The organism is Streptomyces sp. NPDC034084, assembly GCF_055575535.1.
Genome location: NZ_JBVISK010000008.1, coordinates 68,937 through 91,137, shown reverse-complemented (window position 1 = coordinate 91,137; position 22,201 = coordinate 68,937). Strand labels below are relative to the sequence as shown.

Sequence of the window (22,201 nt, the reverse complement as noted above, 5' to 3'; positions counted from 1 at the left end):
CGGCTCGTCACTTCGGCGAGCAGGGCCCATGCTGATACCTGACGGACCATCAGGCAAGGGGTAGGGGGCGCCGGGGCTCCTTCGGCGGAACAGCCCGACACGCCTCCGCCCGGGCAGCGCGGAGCCGCCCGAGCGGAGGGGTCGTACGTCGGCAGGTCAGGTGCTGTCCGCCGCGCCCGTCGCCCGCGCGTGGCGCACCACGGCCGAGCCGGCCAGGCAGACGATGACCACCGCGCTCAGGAGCGCGGCCGCCTTCGCCCAGGCGAAGGTGGTGCCGAGGCTGCTGCTCAGCAGGTCGACGGTGCGTGCGCTCGCGACTCCGTGGAGCGCGATGACGACGACGGCGAGACCAGCGGCGGCGGCCCAGACGACCAGGGTGTCCCGGGCAGCGAGCCATACCGCGCACGCCAGGCAGAGCACGGTGACGACCACGGACAGCGCCTGCGCGTCACCGCCCGAGCGCAGGCCCGCGAGGTCCGTCGGCAGATGGATGAGGCCGCAGGCGAACAGCGCGAGCGCCGCGGGCCAGCGCAGTACCGACCGCAGCCCGGGAGAGGCGCTGTGACTGCCGGGACCCGCTGCCAGGGCGCCGTCCAGGCCGGACTTCCGCCCCTTGGCCTCGCCCCGGACACGCTTCGGGGCGGCGGCTCCCCGGTCGGCACGCGTGCGGCCCGTCCGGCCGGGCTCGGCCTTCCGCGCCGTGGCGTCCCCGCCCGCGGTGCGCTGCCAGTCGCTGCTGTCGGCGCCGAGGATGCCGACGAGGCGGACCACGTCCTCGACCGGCCGGCCCACCGCGGCGGCGCGCAGCGTGGTCTCGGCCTGGTGGAGGTCGTACCCGGAGGCGTTCAGGAGCGCGAGCAGCTGGCGCACCTCGTCCAGGGGGCGGGTGACGGCCGCCGCGCGGAGCGCCACGTCCGCGGGGCTGGAGAGTTCGCCGGTCTCCTGGAGCCGGGCCACCAGCGCGGCGACCTCCTCCACCGGGCGCTCGGTCGCCGCCGTACGGAGAAGCGTGTGGACCGCCTCGTCACCGGAATCGCCCTGGTCCGGGACCTCGGAGGCGAGCGGGGCCTCGGAGGCGGCCGAGTCCTGGGAGGCGGCCGGGTCCTGGGAGGCGGCCGGGTCCTGGGAGGCGGCCGGGGTCTCCGGAGCGGTCTCCGGCTCGGGGCCGGCGGAGGTCTCCGGGGCGGCCGGGGCCCCGGGAGTGACCTGCGGTTCCCGGTCGGCGTCGCGCGTGAGGGGCGCGGGCTCTGCCGGGGGCACCGTCACGGTCGGGTGAGGAGGGGCGCCGACCGCCGGGGACGAGGAGACAACCGACCGGCGGGACGGACCCGGGCTGGGCTCTGGGGTCGGTTCTATGTGGTCGTCCGCGGGAGGGATGTGCGGGAGGTCGGGGGTCATGTCACAGGCTCCGTTCGGGGACGTCCCGCCGGGGACGTCCACCTGGCTGTCTCGTGATGTGCAAGAAACGCACACCTGACTACTAGTAGTGCGCGTTTCCTGACACTCCGCCATCAGAGGACAGCACCGTTGAGCCGATCGGGCGACAGGACCCTGGCTAGGGTCGCCAGAGACCGTCCGGCGACAGCCCGAGCAGTTCGATCGCGTTGCCGCGGACGATCCGCTCGACGACGTCCGGGGCCAGGTGGCCCATCTGGGCCTGGCCGACCTCCTTCGACCGGGGCCACGTGGAGTCCGAGTGCGGGTAGTCCGTCTCGTACAGGACGTTCCCCGCTCCGATCGCGTCAAGGTTGCGCAGCCCGAAGGCGTCGTCGAAGAAGCAGCCGAAGACGTGGTCCGCGAAGAGCTCGGACGGCGGGCGCGTGACCTTCTCGGCGACGCCGCCCCAGGCGCGGTTCTCCTCCCAGACGACGTCGGCGCGCTCCAGGATGTACGGGATCCAGCCGATCTGTCCTTCCGCGTACATGATCCGCAGGTTCGGGAAGCGCTCGAACTTGCCGCTCATCAGCCAGTCGACCATCGAGAAGCAGCAGTTCGCGAAGGTGATGGTGGAGCCGACGGCCGGCGGGGCGTCGGCGGAGGTGGACGGCATGCGACTGGAGGAGCCGATGTGCATCGCGATGACCGTGCCGGTCTCGTCGCACGCGCGGAAGAAGGGGTCCCAGTGGTCCGTGTGGACCGAAGGGAGGCCGAGGTGCGGCGGGATCTCGGAGAAGGCGACGGCCCGGACCCCGCGCGCGGCGTTGCGGCGGACCTCGGCGGCGGCGAGGTCGGGGTCCCAGAGCGGGACGAGGGTGAGCGGGATCAGCCGCCCTTGCGCCTCGGGCCCGCACCACTCCTCGACCGTCCAGTCGTTGTAGGCGCGGACGCAGAGCAGCCCGAGCTCACGGTCGCTCGCCTCGGTGAAGGTCTGCCCGCAGAAGCGGGGGAAGGTGGGGAAGCAGAGCGCGGACTGGACGTGGTTGACGTCCATGTCGGCGAGCCGGTCCGGGACGGAGTGGGAGCCGGGCCGCATCTGCTCGTAGGTGATGACTTCGAGGCGTATCTCGTCACGGTCGTAGCCGACGGCGGTGTCGAGCCGGGTGAGGGGCCTGTGCAGATCCTCGTACACCCACCAGTCGCCGATCGGCCCGTCGTCGCCCCTGGCGCCCATGACCGGGGCGAACCTGCCGCCCAGGAAGGTCATTTCCTTGAGGGGGGCGCGGACGATCCGGGGTCCGGTGTCGCGGTACCGGGACGGGAGCCGGTCGCGCCAGACGTGCGGGGGCTCCACGGTGTGGTCGTCCACCGAGATGATCTTCGGGAAGGTCTCCATGGTTTTCACGGTAGCGCTGATCTGACGGAGCGTCAGCTAGTGCGGTCCGGAACGACCGGTCGACCAGGGGTCGACCTCCGGACTGCGGCCCTCACAACGGCTTCACAACGGCCGCCCCGATGCTGACGGACTCCCTCCGGACAAGGCAGACTGTCCTGGGCGAAACCAGCGGTAGGGGCAGGGGGAGCGATGGACCGTGAGAACGGGCCGCGAGTTCCGGCGCAGAGGGCTCCGAGGATGGGCTCGAAAGCCCCGGTGCGCGCAGAGAAGGGCACGGGCGCGAGCCCGGACGCCGACACGACCGTCCACGCCGGCACCAGTGCTTCGGACGGAAACGCGCCCGGCGCCTTCCGCTTCGGCGTGCTCGGCCCCGTCCGCGCCTGGCGCGACGGCGAACCCGTCCCCACCGGCTCCCCGCAGCAGCGGGCCCTGCTCGCCGCGCTGCTCCTGCGCGGCGGCCGCACCGCCACCGCGCACGAGCTGATCGACGCGCTCTGGGGTGATGAACCGCCCTCCCAGGCACTCGCCGCGGTCCGTACGTACGCCTCCCGGCTCCGCAAGGCCCTCGACCCGAAGGTCCTGGTCAGCGAGTCCGGCGGCTACGCGCTCCGCACCTCCGCCGACGCGCTCGACGTGACCGCCGCCCAGGAACTGGCCGCGCAGGCCGAGAAGCTCCGCGCTGCCGGGGACCGTACGGGCGCCCGGGAGCGGCTCGCGGAGGCGCTCGACCTGTGGGACGGCGAGGTCCTCGCGTCCGTACCCGGCCCGTACGCCGAAACGCAGCGGGCCCGGCTCGAGGAGTGGCGGCTCACCCTCCTCGAAACCCGCCTGGACATCGACCTGGAGGTCGGCGCGCACGCGGAGGCCGTCTCCGAACTGACCGCGCTCACCGCCGCGCACCCCCTGCGGGAGCGCCTGCGCGAGCTCCTCATGCTGGCCCTCTACCGCAGCGGCCGGCAGGCGGAGGCGCTCGCGGTGTACGCCGACACGCGCCGGCTCCTCGCCGACGAGCTGGGCGTCGACCCGACCCCGGAACTCTCCCGCCTCCAGCAGCGCATCCTCCAGGCCGACGCCGAACTCGCCCGCCCGGTCGAGGAGTCGGCACCGCCGACCGCGCCCGTCGCCCGCCCGGCGCAACTCCCGGCCACGGTCCCGGACTTCACGGGCCGCGGCTCCTTCGTACGGGAGCTGGGCGCCCGGCTCGCCACCGCCGAGGGCCATGTCATGGCGGTGTCGGCGCTCGCGGGCATCGGCGGCGTCGGCAAGACCACGCTCGCCGTGCACGTCGCCCACGAGGCGCGGCCGCACTTCCCGGACGGCCAGCTGTACGTGGACCTCCAGGGCGCGGGCAACCGTGCCGCCGCACCGGAAACGGTCCTCGGCTCGTTCCTCCGCGCCCTCGGCACCGCGGACTCGGCCATCCCGGACTCCCTGGAGGACCGGGCGGCGCTGTACCGCTCGACGCTGGACGGCCGCCGGGTCCTGGTGCTGTTGGACAACGCCCGCGACGCCGCCCAGATCCGGCCGCTGCTCCCGGGTACGGCGGGGTGCGCGGCGCTGGTGACGAGCAGGATCCGGATGGTCGACCTGGCGGGCGCGCACCTGGTGGACCTGGACGTGATGTCGCCGGAGGAGGCGCTCCAGCTGTTCACGCGGATCGTGGGTGAAGAGCGGGTCCGGTCGGAGCGCGAGGCGGCGCTCGACGTGGTCGCGGCCTGCGGCTTCCTCCCCCTGGCGATTCGTATCGCCGCGTCCCGCCTCGCGGCCCGCCGGACGTGGACGGTCTCGGTCCTGGCCGCGAAGCTGGCCGACGAACGCCGCCGCCTCGACGAACTCCAGGCGGGCGACCTCGCGGTCAAGGCCACCTTCGAACTCGGCTACGGCCAGCTGGAACCGGCCCAGGCCCGCGCCTTCCGCCTGCTCGGCCTGGCGGACGGCCCGGACATCTCGCTCGCGGCAGCGGCGGCGGTCCTGAACCTCCCCCTCTGGGACACCGAGGACCTCCTCGAGGCCCTCGTCGACACGTCGCTGGTCGAGTCGGCGGCGCCGGGCCGCTACCGCTACCACGACCTGGTCCGGCTCTACGCGCGTGCGTGCGCGGACCGTGACGAACAGCCCCCGTCGGAGAAGGAGGCCGCGCTCTCGCGCCTCCTGGACTTCTACCTCTCGACGGCGGCGCGGGTGTACGCGATCGAGCGCCCGGGCGACCGCCTGGTGGACCACCTGGAACCCACGTCGTACGAGGGCCTCACCTTCACGGACCGCCACGAGGCCCAGGACTGGCTTTACGCGGAGGCGAACTGCCTCCTGGCCACGGTCCGCCAGTCCTCCTCGTCCCCGAAGACCCTGCGCCGGGGGGTGGACCTGCTGTGGGCTTCGCTGGACCTCGGGGAGTCCGGGGCGAACTCCAAGGAGTTCGAAGCGACGGGTGTCGTCGTGCGTGATGCCGCGCGCACCCACGAAGACGCCAAGGCCGAAGGCCGTGCGCTCATGGTCCTCGCGGGTGTACACCACACCGCGGGCCGCTTCAAGGAGGCGGACCGCGACGCCGAACTCGCCCTGCCCCACGCGGACCGGGCCGGCGATCCGGTGCCGGCGTGCTGGTCCGCCAACGCCCGGGGCATCATCGCGCTGTACCAGAACAGGTTCTCGGAGGGCGAGCAGTACCTCACCGAGGCGATCGAAAGGTTCCGCGGCATCGGGGACCAGCCAGGGGAAGCGAGCGCCCTGTGCAACCTGTCGCGCATCCACCTGGCCACGGGCCGAACGTCGAGCGCGATCGCTCTCGCCCGGCAGGGCACGGAGATATACGACTCGATGGGGCACGCGCTCCGGGGCGCGAACGGGCGCTACGCCCTCGGTCTCGCCCTCACCCAGGACAACCGACTCAGCGCGGCGGCCGAGCGACTCCGCGAGGCGCTGGCGGTCTTCGCCGACAGCAGGCAGCGGCTGTGGGAGGGCATGACCCTCTTCCGGCTGTCCGAGGTGGACCTGGCCGCCCGCCGACACGCCCAGGCGGCGTCGAACGCCGAGATGGCCCTCACGGTGCTCCGGGGCATCGGAGGAGAGTGGCGCCGGGGCAACGTCCTCACGGTCCTGGGCCGTGCCCTGTTCGGCATCGGGCAGAGCGGCCGTGCGGTGGTCTGCTGGCAGGAGGCACTCGGCATCTTCGATGAGCTCGGGGCCCCGGAAGCCGATGAGGTGCGGGCGCTGCTGATTCCCGCGACCGCCGCGTAGACCTCCGCTGCCAGTGCGTTCATCGTTCGTTTATCGCCACCCGGCATGCTCTTCTGCATGACGATCCGCCGCGTCGGGGGGCAGGCGGGTCGCCGATGAGGGCCACCGCCCCTGAGTACTAGGGTGATCGGCCCCGGAGATTCGTCCGGCTGTCCACGGGGGAACGGCTGGACGAATCTCCTCCCATCTCGGACATCACACGCAGGAGTTGACGAGCATGACCGACCCGATCAAGCAGGACCCGATCATCAAGCCCATGGACATGCACGCCACTTCGGAGCCGGCGCTCGACGCGATCACCGACAAGATCACGGGAGGCCACGGCGAGTCCATCACCACCAAGGACATGCACGCCACCTCCGAGCCGGCGCTCGACGCGATCACCGACAAGATCACGGGCGGCCACGACGACGCTGCCGTCAAGCCGGCCAACTAAGCCACTCCCGACGGGGAACGGCCGCGGCGGCGACTTCGGGGGAGCTGCCGGGGCCGAACAGGAAGGTCCGGTCGACGGGGGAGCACACGGGCTCGGGGGACACCCGGCGGAACCAGGGGGAATCCGTCCGGGCAGGGCCCGTGCGCAACGCGATCGGACCACCGCACAAGGAGGGGCCGGGCATCTGCCCGGCCCCTCCCGCGTATGCGGACCCGCTAGCGACTACGCCTCCTCGTCACACCCCTCCACCGGAGGGGACGTCGCTTCACGAGATGCGTAGGCCCTCCAGCGGGCCAGGGCAGAGGCCGGCCGGGTGAGGGCTACGGCCCGCTTGCGGTTCGGGCGCGCGGGTGGCCTCGAGGGTGCCGGCTCTCGCCCTTCGGGTCTCGGAGCGTCGGTGTGGTGCCCGTACCGGTTGACGCGCAGGGACTCCCCCTGCAGGGTCAGGCCCGCCGGGAACCGCGCCACCAGACGCGCCCCCCGCGCCGAGTCCTCGATCGTCAGGGTCCCCCCGTGGTGGGTGGCGATGTCGCGGGCGATGGGGAGGCCCAGGCCCGCGCCGCCCGAGGTGCGGGTGCGGGAGGCGTCGAGGCGGGTGAAGCGGTCGAAGACGCGGGCGCGGTCCGTCAAGGGAATGCCGGGGCCGTCGTCCGTCACCGTGAGGAAGACCGTGGTGCCCTCCGAGGTCACCGTCACCCCGACCTCCGACTTCGCGTGGCGGCAGGCGTTGACCAGGAGGTTGCGCAGGAGGCGTTCCAGGCGGGTCGCGTCGCCGTGGACGACGGCGGGCGCGGGGGCCTCGCAGCGCAGGCCGAGATGTGCGGCGTCCGGGAGGTGCTGGTGTTCGCGGACCAGGTCCTCCGCCAGGGCCGCGAGGTCGACCGGTTCCCGTACCGGCGCCGGCGAACGGTGGCTCGCGAGGAGCAGCAGATCGTCGGCGAGCCTCTGGAGCCGTACGACGTCGGCGGCGGCCTCCGCCACGGCCTCCGGCCAGTCGGTGACCGAGTCCGGATGGTGCAGGGCCGTCTCCAGCTGGGCCCGCAGGGCCGCGAGGGGGCTGCGCAGTTCGTGGGCGGCGTCCGCCACGAACTGCTGCTGACGGGCCGACGCCTGCTCCAGGCGGTCGAGCGTGTCGTTCGTGGTGACGGCGAGCCGGGCGATCACGTCGCCCGTGGGCGGGACAGGGACCCGGCGGTCCAGCGACTGGCCGGTGATGTCGGCGAGTTCGCGGCGGATCGCCTCCACCGGGCGGAGCGCCCGCACCGACGTGACGTGGACGAGCACCCCCGTGACCAGGGCGACCAGCGGCACCCCCGTGGTCAGCATGATCCAGTACACCGGTCCGTAGGGTTCGGCGTACGCCTGTCGCTGGAACTCGACGGACGCCGCGAAGAGCCCGCCGGTCGTGACCGCCGCCGCGAGGACCGTACGGCTCCGGTACGACAGCCGGACCGCGCCGCCGCCCACCGCCGCCCAGACGACCGCCGCCGTCAGCAGGCCCGACGACGGGCCGATGGACATCAGGCCCCAGCGGTAGGCCTCCCTCGCGACCAGCCACGGCTGACGGGTGTTCTCGTGGTAGAGCCACTGCGTGTACGTGAGGAAGAGGACTCCCGAGGTCAGCCCGGCGACGACCGCCGTCCTCAGCCGTGCCATCCGCACGTGTCCCCGGCCGGCGAACCAGGCGACCGTCGCGACGAACAGCGCGCCGACGAGGAAGCCCCGCCAGGCGAGGGCCGCGACCTCCGGGCCCACCCGGTCGGTGGTCACCACCTCCATGATCACCCAGGGCTGGGCGCCCCGCGTCAGGTCCACGGCCTGGAGCCGGATCACCGCCACCGCCACGACGCCCCACGCCGCGAGCCCGGCCGCCACCGCCTGCCCGTATCGCCGCCACCACTCAGCCACGGACGCCCACCACCCGGTACCCCGCCCCCCGTACCGTCTCGATCGTCTCCGTCCCGAAGGGCGCGTCGATCTTCTTCCGTACGGCCCTGATGTAGACGTGCACGATGTTCGGGTCGCCCGTGAAGTCCGCCGACCACACCTCGTCGAGGATGTCGAGCGTCGGCACCACCTCGCCCAGGCGCAGCAGCAGGCACTGCAGGACCGCGAACTCCTTGGGAGTGAGGGGGATCTCGACAGAGTCCCGGCCGCACTTCCTGCGGGCCGGGTCGAGCCAGAGGTCGCCGCACTGCAGGAGGGTGCGGGTGCGGGCGCCGCCCCGGCGGAGCAGGGCGCGGAGCCGGGCTTCGAGGACGACGTACGAGAAGGGCTTGGCCAGGTAGTCGTCGGCGCCGGTGTCGAGGCCCTCGGCCTCGTCGTACTCGCCGTTCTTGGCCGTCAGCATCAGCACCGGCACGTCGTTGGACTCGGCGCGGAGCCGGGAGCAGACCTGGTAGCCGTTGAGGCCGGGCAGCATGAGGTCGAGCAGGACGGCCGCGTAGCGGTGCTCCCGGGCCAGGTGGAGGCCGGTGACGCCGTCGTGGGCGACGTCGACCGTGTACCCGACGGCGGACAGGCCGCGCCGCAGCGAGGCGGCGATCCGCACCTCGTCCTCGATCACCAGTACGCGCATGGCCCGAGTATCGCCGGACCGCCGGAAGCCGGGCTGAGGAATTCCTCAGGCTACTTCAGGACCACCTCAGGGACGGCCGCCGAGGGTCCCCGCATGGCCTTGATCACCGAGCACCCGACCACCGCGCCGCCGGCTGCCGCGTCCCGCACCGCCCCCGCCCTGCTCTCCACCGTCTTCCTGGTCCTGTACGCGGTGTTCGCGCTGCGCGAGCACGCCCGGTTCCGGACGACCGGGTACGACCTCGGGATCTTCGGGCAGGCCGTGCGCGCGTACGCGGAGGGGCGGGCGCCCTCCTCGGAGATCCGGGCCGCGACGGCGCCGGCCGGTTTCACGGGCGACGCGTATCCGCTGCTCGGGGACCACTTCCATCCCGTACTCGCGCTGCTCACCCCGCTCTACCGGCTCGTCCCGCACGTCGGGACGCTGCTCGTCGCGCAGGCCGCGCTCGTCGCCCTCGGCGTGTACGTCCTCGCGCGCACCGCCCAACGGCACCTGCCGGGCAGGAGCCCTCTGGCGCTCGGGGCGGCGTGCGGGCTCGGGTGGGGGACGCAGCAGCTGATCGGCTTCGACTTCCACGAGGTCGCCTTCGCCGTACCCCTGCTCGCCCTGGCCTGCCGCGCGTACCTCGACGGCCGGACCCGGGCCGCCGCCTGCTGGGCCGCCACGCTGCTCCTGGTGAAGGAGGACCTGGGGGCGACGGCGGCCGTGTTCGGGCTGCTCCTGATGCGGCGGGACCGCCGGACCGGGCTGTTCCTCGCCGTCGGGTCCGCGCTGAGCATGACCCTGATCGTGTACGGGGTGATCCCGGCGTTCGCGCCGGACGGACGGTACCTGTACGCGGGCCAGGTCACCGGCGCGTACGGGCTCCTCGACGGCTGGCCCGTGAAGTCGCTGACCCTGCTCCTGCTGCTCGCCGTGACCGGCGGCCTCGTGGTGCGCAGCCCCCTCGCGTTGCTGCTCCTGCCCACCCTGGCCTGGCGGTTCACCTCCGCGAACCCGGCGCACTGGGAGCCGGGGCTGCACTACTCGGCGGTGCTCGTGCCGATCGCCTTCGCCGCCCTCGTGGACGCGCTGCGCCGGGGCGCCCGGCTGCCGCTCCGCTCCCGCCTGCCGCTCGCCGTCCCCCTGGCCGCCGCCCTCCTCCTGCTCCCCGCCCAGCCGCTCGCCGCCCTCGCCACGCCCGGCTTCTGGCGGGAGAGCCCCCGAGAGGCCGCCGCCCGCGACGCCCTGGCCGTCGTGCCGGACGGTGCCCGGGTCGCGGCGAGCAACAGCCTGGCGCCGCACCTGACCGACCGGGCGACCGTGCACCTGGTCGCGGACGGGGTCCTCGACCGGCGGCCGGCCGTGGAGTGGATCGTGGCCGATGTACGGGAGCCCTGGCCCGCGGGGGCGGCCGAACGCGTCGTGCGGCGGGCCGGGAAGCGCGGGTGGCGGGTGGTGCGGGAGCGGGACGGGATCGTGGTGCTGACCCGCCAGCGGGGTCAGCTGGACAGGCCTCAGCGCCCCCTCAGCTCCCCCTTCACCACCTTCCCGCTCGCGTTCCTCGGCAGCTCCGGCACGAACTCGACCTCCCTCGGGACCTTGTAGTTGGCCATCTCCCGGCGCGACCAGGCGATCAGGTCGTCCGCCGTGACCCCCGCCCCCGCGCGCCGGACCGCGAAGGCCTTGCCGACCTCGCCGAGGCGCGGGTCCGGGATGCCGACGACGGCGACGTCCGCGATGTCGGGGTGGAGGCCGAGGAGCTGTTCGATCTCGGCCGGGTAGGCGTTGAAGCCGCCCACGATGAACATGTCCTTCAGGCGGTCGGTGATCCGGAGGTTGCCGGCCTCGTCCAGGACGCCGATGTCGCCCGTGCGCAGCCAGCCGTCCGCGTCGATCGCCGCCGCCGTCGCCTCCTCGTCCTCGAAGTAGCGGCTCATGACGTGGTGTCCGCGGACCAGGATCTCGCCGGTGCCGGAGAGGCGGAGTTCGGTGCCCGGAATGGGGCGGCCGGACGTGGTGGCGATCGTCTCGTCCGGGTCGTCGCGGCGGCACATGGTGACGAGGCCGCTCGCCTCGGAGAGGCCGTACGCCGTGAGGACCGTGCCCACGCCCAGCTCGGCGCGGAGGCGTTCCACGAGCCTCAGCGGGACCACCGCCGCGCCCGTCACGACCAGGCGGAGGGTGGAGAGGTCGTGCGCGGGGCGGGCCGGGTGGTCCAGGAGGGACTGGTGGAGGGTGGGCGGGCCGGGGAGGACGGTGACGCGTTCGGCGGCGATGTTGGCGAGGACGGTGTCCGCCGTGAAGACCGACTGCGGGACGATCACCGCACCCCGCATGAGGCAGGCGAGGACGCCGGCCTTGTAGCCGAAGGTGTGGAAGAAGGGGTTGACCACGAGGTAGCGGTCGCCCTCCTCCAGGCCGGCGAGTTCGGCCCAGAGCGCGTAGCAGCGCAGGGTCTGGGTGTGGCTGATGACGGCGCCCTTGGGGCGGCCGGTGGTGCCGGAGGTGTAGATGATGTCGGAGGGGGCGTCGGGGTCGATGCCGTCGGCGCGGGCCCGGACCCGGGCCGGCGGGATGGTGTCGCCCTCCGCGAGGAACGCCTTGAGGGTGGTCCAGCCGGCCTCGTCGGGGGCGGTGTCGCCGAGGACCACCACTCGTTCCAGGTCGGGGAGTTCGACGCCGGAGCGGCGCAGGGAGGCCACGTACGAGGTGCCGAGGAAGGTGCCGGTGACGAAGAGCAGCCGGGCTCGGGAGCGCCGGAGGACGTCGGCGGCCTCGGTGCCCTTGAAGCGGGTGTTGAGGGGGACGAGGACGGCACCGGCGGTGACGGCGCCGAGGGCGGAGACGATCCAGTCGAGGGTGTTGGGGGCCCAGATCGCGACCCGGTCCCCGGTCCGTACGCCGGTGGCGAGGCAGGCGGCGGCCGCCCGCTCGACGCGCGCGCCGAGTTCGGCGTACGTGACGCGGACGCGGCCGTCGACGACGGCCTCCCGCCGGCCGTACCGCTCGGCCGCCGCCCGGACGAGCCCGGGGATCGTGCCCCACTCCAGGTCGCCGCGCGGGTCACCGCCCGGGTCCATGCCCACGTCCATACCCCACCTCCCTGTAGCTGACTAACCGTCAGATTAGTTGTAGCCTGACGCGCTGTCAGCAGTGCTGCCCCATGAGGAGGTCCGGTGCTCAAGGACGCCACGGCCATCGTCGGCATAGGACAGACCGCCTTCGCGAAACAGCTCCACGAGACCGAGAAGACCCTCGCCTGCCGTGCGGTCCTCGCCGCTCTCGACGACGCCGGGATCGACCCGTCCGAGGTCGACGCCTTCGCCTCGTACACGATGGAGGAGACCGACGAGGTCGAGGTGGCGAAGGCCATCGGGGCCGGTGACGTCACCTTCTTCAGCAAGGTGGGGTACGGCGGCGGCGGCTCCTGCGCCACCGTCGGCCACCTCGCCGCCGCCGTCGCCACGGGGCAGGCGAGCGTCGGCGTCGCCTGGCGGTCCAGGAAGCGGGGCTCCGGCCCCCGCCCCTGGAAGAACACCGCCGTCCAGCTGCCCACCCCCGGCCAGTGGACCCGCCCCTTCGGGCTGCTCCGCCCCGCCGACGAGATCGGCATGCTCGCACGTCGCTACATGCACGAGTACGGCGCCACCCGCGACCACTTCTTCAACGTCGCCCTCGCCTGCCGCAACCGCGCCAACCAGAACCCCGCCGCGATCATGTACGAGCGGCCGCTGACCCGCGAGATGTACATGACCGCCCGCTGGATCAGTGAACCCCTCTGCCTCTTCGACAACTGTCTGGAGACCGACGGCGCCCTCGCCTGCGTGATCGTCTCCGCCGCACGGGCCCGTGACTGCCGGCGGAAACCCGTCTACGTGCACGCCGCCGCCCAGGGCCTGCCCGCCCAGCACCACGGCATGGTCAACTACTGGAACGACGACCCGCTCTCCGGACCCGCCTGGACCGCCGCCCGACACCTGTGGAAGCAGGCCGACTTCGGCCCCGCCGACGTGGACGTCGCCCAGATCTACGACGCCTTCACCGCCCTCGTCCCGCTCTCCCTGGAGGGCTACGGCTTCTGCGGCCGCGGCGAGGGCGGCGCCTTCACCGAGGGCGGGGCCCTGGAGCTCGGCGGCCGACTGCCGCTCAACACCGGCGGCGGCGGGCTCTCCGAGGCCTACGTGCACGGCTTCAACCTCATCAACGAGGGTGTCAAGCAGCTCCGCGGCACCTCCACCGCCCAGGTCCCCGACGCGGCCACCTGCCTGGTCACGGCGGGCGAGGGCGTCCCCACATCGGCCATCCTGCTGAGGAGCTGAACCCGCATGCTGACACCGGTCATCGACGAAGACGGCTCCCCCTTCTGGGAGTTCGCCGCCCGCGGCGAACTGCGCGTCCAGGCCTGCGCCGCTCCCGACTGCGGTGAGCTCCGCTTCCCGCCCCGCCCCTGCTGCCCGCACTGCCGGTCCTTCGACAGCACGTGGCGGCTCATGTCCGGACGCGGCCGGATCTGGTCGTACGTCCTCCCCCACCCGCCCCTCCTGCCCGACTACGCCGCCCAGGCCCCGTACAACGCCGTCCTCGTCGAACTCGCCGACGCCCCCCGCGTCCGCCTCGCCGGCAACGTCGTCGCCGCCCCCGACGCCCCCCTGAACTCGGTCGACCCGGCCCGGCTGCGCATCGGCGCCCCCGTACGGGTCGCCTTCACCGAGATCGACGGCGTCACCGTCCCCCGCTGGCTCCTGGAGCGGGCATGAGCATCCGCGTCGAGCGCGACAAGGAGACCGGGGTCGCGGTCGTCACCCTCGACCGGCCCGAGAGGCACAATGCCGTCACCCTCGACATGGCCCGTGAACTGGGCGCCGCCTGGCGGGGGTTCCGGTACGAGGACGACGTCCGGGCGATCGTCGTCACCGGGGCCGGCGGGCGGGCGTTCTGCACCGGGATCGACCGGGAGGACGCCGGAAGGATCCCGCAGCCCTCCTCCCCGTACACGATCGACGACCCCCTCCTCACCCTCGGCCCCAAGGCGAACGACCTGTGGAAACCGGTCATCGCCGCCGTCGAGGGCATGGCCTGCGGCGGGGCCTTCTACCTGCTCGGCGAGGCGGAGTTCCTCATCGCGGGCGAGAGCGCCGCCTTCTTCGACCCGCACACCACCTACGGCATGGTCAGCGCCTTCGAGACCGTCCACATGGCCCAGCGGATGCCCCACGGCGAAGTCGCCCGGATGGCCCTGATGGGGAGCGCCGAGCGGATCTCGGCCCGCAGGGCGTACGAGACGGGGCTGGTCAGCGAGGTGACGGAGGCGGGCGGGGCGCTGGAGGCGGCCAGGTCGGCCGCCGCCGTCATCGCCTCGTACCCGACGGAGGCCGTCCAGGGCACGGTCCGCGCCCTCTGGTCCGCCAAGGAAGCGGCCCGCGCCCAGGCCCTCGCGCACGCCCCGCACCTGGTGACGCTCGGGAACCTGCCGGCGGAACGTCAGGCGACGTTGTTCACCGGGCGGGGTCCCGGGTTCAGGACGAGGTAGCCGACGGGGTGGCGGTGGGTCCCGGCACCTCGCCCTCCTCGAAGGCGACGCACCCCCTCACCCGGCCGACGGTCCCCGGGTGCGCCATCGCCACTTCGAAGGTCTTCGTCCCCCTGCGGCCGACCGTGACCGTCGTCTCGGCCCGGTCCACCACCTTGTGGTCCGCACCCTCGAAGTGCACGACGACGCGGAATGTCTTCTCCTCCCACGCCTCCGAGGTGATCCTCACCGTGGCCGTGGTGTCCGCCTTGCGGGCCGGCCTGCCCTTGCGCTTCTTCTGCGCGGGCTTCACGCAGTCGACGACGGAGGCGTACACGTTCGCCGTCGGCGTGGCGGTCGGCGTGGTGTCGTAGGTGTACTCGTCACCCGCGCCGCGCGAGCCGCCCGAGCCGCTGTAGTCGTCGTTGCCCTGCTCGTCGCTGGAGCAGCCGCCGCCCGAGTCGTCGTCGTCCGAGTCCGAGTGGCTCCGGCTCTTGCTCTTGCCGCTCTTGCTCTTCCCGCTGCCGCCGCCGCTGCTGCCGTGGCCGCCCTTGCCGGTGTGGAAACCGGTCAGCGCGAGGACCACCACCGTGAGCGTCGCCGCGAGCTTCACGCGCGTCCGTACCATCGCCGCTCCCTGTCCTGCGCCTGTCGTGTCCGCGCCACCCTAGCGCCGCCGCCCCGCCACGTGGCGGGGCCCCCTCACCCGGCGTAGCGTCGGGAGCGAGGGCAGGACCATGAAGGAGGCGACATCGATGATCCGCAACATCGTCGGCTCCGTCCTGGCTCTCGCCGGAGCGGCGGCCGCCGTCTGGAGCCCCTTCCGTGCCTGGTACGACGGCCGTCACGGCCGCGACTACGCCGTCGGCGACCTGTTCACCGGCATCAGCGACGAGAAGGCCGACCTCCTGCTCTCGATCCTGCTGCCGTTCCTCGTCGCCGCGCTCCTCACCGTCGTGGGCGTACTGCTCCGCTCCCGGCTGCTCGTCGTCATCGCCGCGGTCGTCGTCCTCGGCTTCACCGTCCTGTGGATGGTCCAGGTCGGCCGGGCGGAGGGAAGCCTCACGGTCGGCAGCGGCGGCGGCGGTCTCGGCGACGGCGTCGCGAACGCCCTCGGCGGCGGGGCCCTGCTGCTCCTCGGCGCCCTCGTCATGTCGGGCCGCGGCCACCGCGTCCGCCGGGTGGACGGGGAGGACCGGCGCCACCGCCCGCCCGCTGACGGACGGCCGGCGGACGCTGCCGACCGGCCCCGGTCCGAGCGGCCCGACGACGCCGCTCCGACCCAGACCTACGACACACCGGCCTGGGACCGCGACCGGGACCGCGACGAGGGCGACGGCCGGCCGCCCCCGCGGGGTTAGCGCGCCGCCGCGCCCCTGCCCGTCGCCGTGCCCTTGACCGCGTCGAGCGCGTACACGCAGCGGTCCTTGCTGCACGCGTAGACGACCCCGCCCCTCGCCACCGGGGAGCCGGTGATCTCGCCTCCGGTCGCGAGCTTCCAGCGGAGCTGACCGCCGGTCGCGTCCAGGGTGTAGAGGACGTGGTCGGCGGAACCGAAGTGCACCCGGCCGTCGGCGACGACCGGGGAGCCGACCAGCTCGCCGCCCGCCGCGAACCGCCACCGGGGGGTGCCGGTGACCGCGTCGAGCGTGTAGAGCGCGCTGCCGCTGCCGACGTGGACGTTGCCGTCGGCGACGAGCACCGGCTCGGCGGACTGGCGCGGCTCGGTCGCGATCCGCCAGCGGTCCTGCCCGGTGGTGGCGTCGAGCGCGTACACCGTGCCGAGGTGGTCCGAGAGGTACACCCCGCCGCCCGTGACGGCCGGTCCCGGCGCGAAGGCGGGCGGGGAGAGGAAGACCGCCGGGGCCTCGAAGTGCCAGCGGACGTGCCCGGCGGCGATGTCGATCGACAGGACCCGGGTCCCGGCGGAGACGTACACGCAGCCGTCCTCGGCCGGGGCCACCCGGACGGGCACGTTGGCGCAGGAGGCGGCGTCGCCGACCGGGTACGACCAGCGCTCCACGCCCGTGCGGGCGTCGAGGGCCTGGAGCCGGGCGTCCCGCCACACGTACACGGTGTCGCCGTGCACGGCGGGCCCCGCCTCGGGGGTCTCGAAGTCGGTCTGCGCGCCGGTGACCTCCCACAGCTTGGCGCCGTTGGAGGCCTCCCAGCCCTGGACCCCGCCGCCGCGCGTACCGGTGACGACCGTGCCCCGGTCGACCTGGAGCGAGTACACCCAGGCGTCCGTGCGCAGCCGCCAGCGCTCGCTGCCGTCGGTGGCGTCGAGGGCGTAGAGGGTGGGGCCGTCGGAGGCGTGGATACGGCCCGAGGCGACCGCCATCGACCAGGCGACGTCCCGGGTCTTGAACTGGCGCCTGCCGCTCCCCGTGTCCAGGGCGTGCACCTCGAAGGAGGTCACGTACAGCAGGTCGCCGTCGACGACCGGGGTGCCCCAGACGTCGTTCGACATCCGGAAGCGCCACGGCCGCCAGGGGCCGGGCTCCGGCGGGGGCTGCGCTGCCGCCTGGTCGGCGCCCTGCGGGGGCACGGACGCGGGGCGGGAGCCGGGCTGCGGGGCCGGCTCGGCGCCGTGCGGGCCGGCGCCGGGCGGGCGGATCCAGCCGGTCGCGGGGCCCGCGTCCGCGCCCCGGCCGACGGCGAGCGCCGCCCGGGTGTCGGCGACCCGGGGGCCGGGGCCGATCGGCACGGCCGCGCCGCCGAGGCGTACGGGACCGCCCGCGCCCTCGGCGGGACCGGCGTGCCGGCCACCGGCGGGCGCGTGCTCGGGCGCGCGGTTCGGCTGCGGTGCCCGCTCGGGCGTCCGGTCCGGTCCCTGCTCCGGGAAACGCGGGTCGGGGCGGGGGCCGGGCGGGTCCGCCGGGGGCTGCGGCGGCGCGGCCGGGCCGGGCAGCCGGCGGCCGCCGCCGCGGCGCCGCTCGATCATGGCGGTGGCGCTCTGCGGCAGCCAGGCGGAGGCCGTGCCGCTGTCGTCGCTGCCGGGGCCGAAGAGGTGCGGGGCGAGCTGCGCCTGGAGGTCGGCCGGGGTGGGGCGCCGGGTGACGTCCATCTGCATGCAGGAGTCGATGAGGGGCCGCAGCTCGTCCGGGAGGCCCTCCAGGTCCGGCCCCTCCCGCAGCAGCATGAAGACGGTCTCGACCGGGTTGGCACCGTGGAAGGGCGCATGCCCGGTGGCGGCGAAGACCAGCATCGAGCCCAGCGAGAAGACGTCGCTGGCGCCGGTGACGCTGCGCGAGTCGCGGGCCTGCTCGGGCGACATGTAGGCGGGCGTGCCCACGGCGACGTTGGTCATCGTCAGCCGTGTGTTGGAGACGCCCGAGGCGATGCCGAAGTCGATCACCCGGGGGCCGTCCTCGACGACGAGGACGTTGGAGGGCTTGAGGTCGCGGTGGACCAGGCCCGCTCCGTGGATGGACTGCAGGGCCTCGGCGACGCCCGCCGCGAGCCAGCGGACGGCCTGGGCCGGGAGCGGCCCGCACTCGTTCACTATCTCTTCGAGGGAGGGTGCCGGCACGTAGGCGGTGGCCAGCCAGGGCACGGCGGCGCGCGGGTCGGCGTCGACGACGGCGGCCGTGTAGAAGCCGGAGACCGCCCGGGCGGCCTCCACCTCCCGGGTGAAGCGGACCCGGAACAGCTGGTCCTCCGCGAGCTCCGTGCGCACGGTCTTGATCGCCACGCGCCGGCCCGAGGCCGAGCGCGCGAGATAGACCAGGCCCATTCCGCCCGCGCCGAGCCGGCCCAGCACCTCGAAGGGCCCGATACGTCTCGGGTCGTGCTGCGTCAGCTGTTCCACTTGCCTGCCACCTCCCCGTACGGGCCATGAGGGTACGGCCCCGTGGACCCTGATTCTTCCTGTCCGGGGGCCTGGTTGCGAACCCGGGGGCGGATCGGGGTGTCACGCGTCGTCTCGGCGACGAACGGGTCAGCTCTCCTGGGCGGGTTCCTCGAGGACGGCGAAGCGGGCGCCCTGGTTGTCGTGGAGGACGGCGATGCGGCCGTGCGGGGTGTCGAAGGCGGGGGTCGCGACGCGGCCGCCGAGCCGGACGGTGGTCTCGCAGGCCTCGTCGCAGTCGGCGACGGCGAAGTAGACGAGGACGTGGCCGGGCATCTCGGCGGGGAAGTCGTCGGTGATGACGGCCCGCCCGCCGAAGGCGCTGTCGTCGCCGGGCCGGGAGCCGGGCGGTGACCAGACGCGGTAGTCGAAGCCGGCGTCCCTGCCCTCCTCCTCGGCGTCGGCCTGGCGGCCGAGATAGCCGAAGACGGTGGCGTAGAAGGTGTCGACGGCGTCCGGACGGCGGGTGTAGACCTCCATCCAGCAGAAGGCGCCGGGTTCGTTCGTGACCTCGAAGCCGTCGTCGTCGCCGTCCTGGCGGAGGCCGAAGACCGCGCCGCCGGGGTCGGCGGCGAGCGCGTACACGCCGAACGGGCCGACGGGGTAAGGCTCCATGATCATCTGCCCGCCGGCGGCCTTGATCCGGGCGGCTAGGGTGCCCGCGTTCTCGGTGGCGAGGTAGAGGGTCCAGGTGGTGGGCATGCGCCCGTCGCGCTTGGGGACGAGTCCGGCGGCCCGGCGGCCGTCGAGGAGGGCCTCGTCGCGGTCGGGGTCGAAGGTCCAGCCGAAGAGCTCACCGTAGAAGCGCTTGCCCGCCTCGAGGTCGGGAAGCTGTGCGTCCACCCAGCAGGGGGTGCCCTCAGTGCGTACGGCCATGCCCCCACGCTAGGACGGCGGGGGCCGCCCCGCACGCCCCGATATGCGAACAAGGGGCCGATTCGTGGGGCTGGAACCCTTGCGGCGCCTGGGTTGTCCACCAAAGTTGTCCACAGGCTGTTCATAAGCCGATTCGGGTACGGGGGTCCCCCGACCGGCTCCGGGCGTCACCGGCGCCGGCACGACACTGGCTCGATACCGCCCCTCCCCCTCGGCGCACACACCCGCGCCGACCTCGCCGAACACTCCCGGGGCAGGGGTGCACCCCATTTGCAGTCGGCCGAATCGCGCGCCGACCCCCCCTCGGTAAGCTGACGGCATGACAGGACAAGTACGCACCGTCGACGGCCGCGTGGCCGGTCGGCGCGGCCAGGCGACGCGGCAGAAGCTGCTCGACTGCCTCGGTGAGATGCTCAGCTCCTCGCCCTACCGGGACGTCAAGGTCATCGATGTGGCCCGGAAGGCGGGTACTTCACCCGCGACGTTCTATCAGTACTTCCCGGACGTCGAGGGAGCGGTCCTCGAGATCGCGGAGGAAATGGCCAAGGAGGGCGCCGCGTTGACCGAGTTGGTCGCCGGCCGCTCCTGGGTCGGCAAGGCCGGCTGGCAGACCTCGGAGGAACTCGTCGAGGGCTTCCTGGACTTCTGGCGCAAGCACGACGCGATCCTGCGGGTCGTGGACCTCGGCGCCGCCGAGGGCGACAAGCGGTTCTACAAGATCCGCATGAAGATCCTGAACTCGGTCACCAACTCCCTGACGGACGCGGTGAAGGAGCTCCAGGCCAGGGGCAAGGTCGACAAGGACGTCAGCCCCGCCGCCATGGCCGGCTCCCTGGTGGCGATGCTGGCCTCGGTCGCCGGCCACCAGAAGGGCTTCCAGACCTGGGGTGTGAAGCAGGCCGAACTCAAGCCGAACCTCGCCCTGTTGGTGCACCTCGGCATCACCGGCAAGAAGCCGACCAGATAGCCCCCACCCCCTCCTTCCCCCGTCCTGTCGCCGACGCCGGCGGCGGCCCGCCCCCACGGACCGCCGTCGGCGTCGCCGTATGTACGGACGTCCGGGGTGCTCGTCTCCGGCTCCCCGTGCGGTTCACCTCCGGGTCAGCCGGAAGAGCCGGATCTCGCGCTCGATCCGCGCCTGGTACGTGGCGTACGGCGGCCAGAACTCCAGCGCCGCCCGCCATGCCGCCGCCCGCTCCTCCCCCGTGAGCAGCTCCGCCCGTACGGGCACGTCCTCGCCCCGCCAGTTGACCTCGGCGTCCGGATGGGCGAGCAGGTTCGCCGTCCAGGCCGGGTGGCCCGGCCGGCCGAAGTTGGAGCCGACGAGGAGCCAGCGGCCGTCCCCCTCCGGCATGCAGGCCAGCGGGGTGACTCGCGGCAGGCCGCTCCTCGCGCCCCGCGCGGTGAGGATCACCCCGGGCAGCATCTGGGCGCTGAGCAGCACTTTTCCCCCGGTCAGCCGGTGGACGGCCCGGTCCATGGCGGGGATGACGTGCGGGGCGACCCTGGCGAAGGTCCGGGTCGAGGACAGCTTCTGGACGAGTCTGCGTCCGACCGGCATCTACGCCGCCTCCTCTCCCGAGCGCCCGGCCCGTTCCGCCACGCGGGCGCGCAGCCGGCGGGTGGGCCCGAAGAGCAGTTCGTCGGAGGCGGCCCGTTTGAAGGAGAGGTCGCCCCACGCGCCGGGGAACTGGAGGGCCTCCCCCGCGGCGGCGCGCAGCGCCTCCAGGGCGTGGGCGAGGGCGAGCGGCCCGCCGTCGGGGACCGGTTCGCGGGCCGCGCAGGAGGTCAGCGAGCGGGCCGCCTCGACCTGGACGTACAGCTCGGCGATGCGGTGCCGGGCGGCGTGGGCGGCGCCGGTGGACCGCCCACGGGGGCCGAGGTGCCCGATCGTGCGGTCGAGGGCGGCCGTGGCAGCGCCGACGGCCTCGGCGGCCAGCATCACGGCGGCGGTACGTCCGGTGGCGGCGAGGGCGCCGAGGACGTCGGCGGGCTCCTCCCCGAGGAGTTCGGCGCCGGTGTCCCGGAACTGGACGGTGGCCTGGGGCCGGGTGGGGTCGAGGGCGGGCTGCCGGGTCCGTACGAGCCCGGCTGCCTCCGCCCGTACGAGAAGGAGCAGGGTCCGGCTGCGGGCGAAGCCGCCGGCGTGGGCGGCGACGAGGAGGAGGCCGGCGCTGTGGCCGTCGACGACCTGGGCGGCCTCCCCGTAGAGGCGCCAGTCGCCGTCCGCCGTGCGCGTGGCCTGGATGCCGCCGGCCCGGCCGCCGCCCGACCAGTCGCCGTCGGCGTTGTCGCCGGTGAGGCCGAGGGCCAGGGCGATGCCGGTGGGCGCGGCGAGGGCGCAGGTGAGGCTTCCGCGAGCGAGGCGCGGGAGGAGTTCCGCGCGCTGGGCGGGGGTGCCCAGGGCGGCGAGGAGCGGGGCGGCGAGGACGGTGGTGGCGAGGAGCGGGGAGGGGGCGAGGGCGCGGCCGGTCTCCTCGCAGGCGAGGGCGAGTTCGACGGGGCCGCGGCCCGCGCCTCCGTATGCCTCGGGGAGGGTGAGTCCGGCGAGGCCGGGGGTGGCGGCCAGGTGGGCCCAGAGGGCGGTGTCGTATCCCTCGGGGGTGGTGGTGGCCGCGCGGTTCTCGTGCGGTCCGGCCCGTTCGGCGAGCAGGTCCCGCAGGGTGCGGCGGAGTTCCCGCCGCTCGCCGGTGAGCGGGGTGACGGGTCCGCCGGTGGGCGGCGGGCCTGCGGGCGGTCCTGCCGACGGGGCGGCGAGCGATCCCGCGGTCCGCTCGGTCGACGGCGTCGCGACCGGGCCTGCGATCGGTGCCGCCGGGGCGGCGGCGGGCGGTTCCGCTGGTGGGGCGTTGAGCGCAGCGGCATCGGCGGCGTCCATGGAGCTCCCTCCGTTTCTGACGGTGCGTCATGCTAGGTCGGTGCAGGGCCGGTTGCCCAGAGAGGCGCCGGTCCCGATTCGA

Annotated in this window: 18 protein-coding genes; 8 read left to right on the top strand and 10 right to left on the bottom strand. The window is 73.9% G+C overall.

Annotated features, from left to right (window positions below; all coding sequences use genetic code 11):
- Window positions 1-156: 156 nt before the first annotated feature.
- Both ACZ51I_RS27150 and ACZ51I_RS27145 read right to left on the bottom strand, forming a co-directional pair.
- The gene (locus tag ACZ51I_RS27150; protein ID WP_468880755.1) at window positions 157-1,260 is read right to left on the bottom strand and encodes a hypothetical protein; all 1,104 of its coding nucleotides are present in this window, start codon (window positions 1,258-1,260) and stop codon (window positions 157-159) included.
- 295 nt (window positions 1,261-1,555) lie between these two features.
- Window positions 1,556-2,773 (bottom strand): amidohydrolase family protein, encoded by a 1,218-nt coding sequence (locus tag ACZ51I_RS27145; protein WP_468880752.1) that lies wholly within the window; start codon window positions 2,771-2,773, stop codon window positions 1,556-1,558.
- A gap of 189 nt (window positions 2,774-2,962) precedes the next feature.
- Between ACZ51I_RS27145 and afsR the strand changes: the two genes are divergently transcribed.
- Both afsR and ACZ51I_RS27135 read left to right on the top strand, forming a co-directional pair.
- Entirely contained in the window at window positions 2,963-6,010 is a 3,048-nt protein-coding gene (gene afsR, locus ACZ51I_RS27140; protein WP_468880749.1) for an SARP-family global regulator AfsR, read from the top strand.
- 217 nt (window positions 6,011-6,227) lie between these two features.
- Window positions 6,228-6,446, top strand: coding sequence for a hypothetical protein (locus tag ACZ51I_RS27135; RefSeq protein WP_468880746.1), 219 nt, complete (start codon window positions 6,228-6,230; stop codon window positions 6,444-6,446).
- A gap of 222 nt (window positions 6,447-6,668) precedes the next feature.
- Here the strand turns inward: ACZ51I_RS27135 and ACZ51I_RS27130 are convergent, their stop codons facing one another.
- Both ACZ51I_RS27130 and ACZ51I_RS27125 read right to left on the bottom strand, forming a co-directional pair.
- The gene (locus ACZ51I_RS27130) at window positions 6,669-8,354 is read right to left on the bottom strand and encodes a sensor histidine kinase (RefSeq protein WP_468880744.1); all 1,686 of its coding nucleotides are present in this window, start codon (window positions 8,352-8,354) and stop codon (window positions 6,669-6,671) included.
- Window positions 8,347-9,024, bottom strand: a complete 678-nt coding sequence (locus tag ACZ51I_RS27125; RefSeq protein WP_468880741.1) for a response regulator transcription factor — start codon at window positions 9,022-9,024, stop codon at window positions 8,347-8,349. The genes ACZ51I_RS27130 and ACZ51I_RS27125 overlap by 8 nt, the downstream gene beginning before the upstream one ends.
- 93 nt (window positions 9,025-9,117) lie before the next feature.
- Between ACZ51I_RS27125 and ACZ51I_RS27120 the strand changes: the two genes are divergently transcribed.
- Window positions 9,118-10,611, top strand: coding sequence for a DUF2079 domain-containing protein (locus ACZ51I_RS27120; protein ID WP_468880738.1), 1,494 nt, complete (start codon window positions 9,118-9,120; stop codon window positions 10,609-10,611).
- On the opposite strand, the gene ACZ51I_RS27115 is transcribed toward ACZ51I_RS27120, so the two are convergent.
- On the bottom strand, window positions 10,521-12,098 hold the full coding sequence (locus ACZ51I_RS27115) for a FadD3 family acyl-CoA ligase (RefSeq protein ID WP_468880735.1): 1,578 nt from the start codon (window positions 12,096-12,098) through the stop codon (window positions 10,521-10,523). The genes ACZ51I_RS27120 and ACZ51I_RS27115 overlap by 91 nt on opposite strands.
- 84 nt (window positions 12,099-12,182) lie before the next feature.
- Between ACZ51I_RS27115 and ACZ51I_RS27110 the strand changes: the two genes are divergently transcribed.
- Genes ACZ51I_RS27110 through ACZ51I_RS27100 form a run of 3 tightly spaced genes read left to right on the top strand, consistent with a single transcriptional unit; the run spans window position 12,183 to window position 14,536 of the window.
- Window positions 12,183-13,325: a lipid-transfer protein gene (locus tag ACZ51I_RS27110; protein WP_468880732.1), complete on the top strand. Its 1,143-nt coding sequence runs from the start codon at window positions 12,183-12,185 to the stop codon at window positions 13,323-13,325.
- 6 nt (window positions 13,326-13,331) lie between these two features.
- Window positions 13,332-13,763 carry a Zn-ribbon domain-containing OB-fold protein gene (locus tag ACZ51I_RS27105; protein WP_468880729.1) on the top strand — a complete coding sequence of 144 codons (432 nt, stop codon included), beginning with the start codon at window positions 13,332-13,334 and terminating at the stop codon, window positions 13,761-13,763.
- Complete coding sequence (locus ACZ51I_RS27100; protein ID WP_468880727.1) at window positions 13,760-14,536, top strand: enoyl-CoA hydratase/isomerase family protein; 777 nt, start codon at window positions 13,760-13,762, stop codon at window positions 14,534-14,536. The genes ACZ51I_RS27105 and ACZ51I_RS27100 overlap by 4 nt, the downstream gene beginning before the upstream one ends.
- Here the strand turns inward: ACZ51I_RS27100 and ACZ51I_RS27095 are convergent.
- Window positions 14,523-15,143, bottom strand: a complete 621-nt coding sequence (locus ACZ51I_RS27095; protein ID WP_468880724.1) for a hypothetical protein — start codon at window positions 15,141-15,143, stop codon at window positions 14,523-14,525. The two genes, ACZ51I_RS27100 and ACZ51I_RS27095, sit on opposite strands and share 14 nt — an antisense overlap.
- Window positions 15,144-15,270: 127 nt before the next feature.
- On the opposite strand from ACZ51I_RS27095, the gene ACZ51I_RS27090 reads away from it, so the two are divergent.
- Entirely contained in the window at window positions 15,271-15,876 is a 606-nt protein-coding gene (locus ACZ51I_RS27090; protein WP_468880721.1) for a hypothetical protein, read from the top strand.
- Here the strand turns inward: ACZ51I_RS27090 and afsK are convergent.
- Both afsK and ACZ51I_RS27080 read right to left on the bottom strand, forming a co-directional pair.
- The gene (gene afsK / locus ACZ51I_RS27085; protein ID WP_468880718.1) at window positions 15,873-18,326 is read right to left on the bottom strand and encodes a protein serine/threonine kinase AfsK; all 2,454 of its coding nucleotides are present in this window, start codon (window positions 18,324-18,326) and stop codon (window positions 15,873-15,875) included. The genes ACZ51I_RS27090 and afsK overlap by 4 nt on opposite strands.
- A gap of 129 nt (window positions 18,327-18,455) precedes the next feature.
- Window positions 18,456-19,241 (bottom strand): VOC family protein, encoded by a 786-nt coding sequence (locus ACZ51I_RS27080; protein ID WP_468880716.1) that lies wholly within the window; start codon window positions 19,239-19,241, stop codon window positions 18,456-18,458.
- Window positions 19,242-19,560: 319 nt separating this feature from the next.
- Between ACZ51I_RS27080 and ACZ51I_RS27075 the strand changes: the two genes are divergently transcribed.
- Complete coding sequence (locus ACZ51I_RS27075; protein ID WP_468880714.1) at window positions 19,561-20,208, top strand: TetR family transcriptional regulator; 648 nt, start codon at window positions 19,561-19,563, stop codon at window positions 20,206-20,208.
- Window positions 20,209-20,331: 123 nt separating this feature from the next.
- On the opposite strand, the gene ACZ51I_RS27070 is transcribed toward ACZ51I_RS27075, so the two are convergent.
- Both ACZ51I_RS27070 and ACZ51I_RS27065 read right to left on the bottom strand, forming a co-directional pair.
- Entirely contained in the window at window positions 20,332-20,802 is a 471-nt protein-coding gene (locus tag ACZ51I_RS27070; protein WP_468880712.1) for a nitroreductase/quinone reductase family protein, read from the bottom strand.
- Window positions 20,803-22,119: an acyl-CoA dehydrogenase family protein gene (locus tag ACZ51I_RS27065; protein WP_468880710.1), complete on the bottom strand. Its 1,317-nt coding sequence runs from the start codon at window positions 22,117-22,119 to the stop codon at window positions 20,803-20,805.
- Window positions 22,120-22,201 lie beyond the last annotated feature (82 nt).